Origin of the sequence: Streptomyces sp. AB3(2024) (assembly GCF_041862025.1) — a bacterium.
Classification (GTDB): domain Bacteria; phylum Actinomycetota; class Actinomycetes; order Streptomycetales; family Streptomycetaceae; genus Streptomyces.
Map to the genome: position 1 here is coordinate 1 of NZ_JBGWAB010000309.1, position 1,193 is coordinate 1,193.

Sequence of the window (1,193 nt, forward strand, 5' to 3'; positions counted from 1 at the left end):
GCCTCGATCGGAGCCCTGCCGCTGGCGGTGGCCCGGGACATGGGCTGCCCGGTCGCCTACCTTCCGGGGCTGACGATGCGGAGGATCGCCGACCTTTACCCGGGCGAGGCCAAGACGGACGCCAGGGATGCGTTCATCATCGCGGACGCGGCCCGCGCGATGCCCCACACGCTGCGGGCGATCGACGGCGAGGACGAGACGATCGCCGAGCTGGAGATGATCGTCGGGTTCGACGACGACCTGGCCAGCGAGGCGACCAGGGTCGCGAACCGCCTGCACGGCCTGCTGACTCAGATCCATCCGTCTCTGGAACGGGTGCTGGGGCCGCGGTTGCAGCACCCGGCCGTCCTCACCCTGCTGGAGCGGTTCGGGTCACCGACCCAGATCCGCAAGGCGGGCAGACGGCGGCTGGTCACGCTGCTGCGGCCGAAGGCGCCGCGGATGGCCGAGCGTCTGGTCGAGGACATCTTCGCCGCGTTGGACGAGCAGACCGTGACCGTCCCGGGGACCGAGGCGGCCGCGCTGATCGTCCCGAGCCTGGCCGGATCCCTGGCCGCCGTCCTTGACCAGCGCAAACTCCTGGCCGGGCGGATCGAGGAACTCCTGGACTCCCACCCTCTTTCGAAGGTCCTGACGTCGATGCCGGGAGTCGGCGTCAGGACTGGAGCCCGCATCCTGATCGAGGTCGGCGACGGCAGCACCTTCCCGACCGCCGGCCACCTCGCCGCCTATGCCGGCCTCGCCCCTGCCACCCGGAGTTCAGGCTCATCGATCCGCGGCGAACAGCCCTCAAGAAGGGGGAACAAGCAGCTCAAACGGGCCTTCTTCCTCTCCGCGTTCGCGGCCCTGGCCGACCCCGCATCGCGGACCTACTACGACAAGAAGATCGCCCAGGGCAAGCACCACACCCAGGCTCTGCTCTGCCTCGCCAGACGCCGGGCCGACGTCCTCTTCGCCATGCTCCGCGACGGAACCTTCTACGAACCCCGGACAGCCTCAGCCGGCTGATCCTCAGCGGCCTCGCCGCACACGGGGCAGTCCCGCTCGTCGACCGAGTCCATCACGACCGGATGACCGCAGAAGTCGCACGGCCGCATGCCCTCGACTACCAACTCTCGAACAGGCACGTCATCACTCATGACAGCCACACTGCCACCCGACCACCTTGACCAAAGACATAGGGGCACCCCCCC

General features: G+C 69.1%; 1 protein-coding gene. It reads left to right on the forward strand.

Features of this window, described 5'->3' with window-relative positions; genetic code table 11:
* A partial coding sequence (locus tag ACEPPI_RS40505; RefSeq protein ID WP_373920238.1) for an IS110 family transposase occupies positions 1-1,008 on the forward strand: 1,008 nt, incomplete at its 5' end.
* Positions 1,009-1,193: the final 185 nt, after the last annotated feature.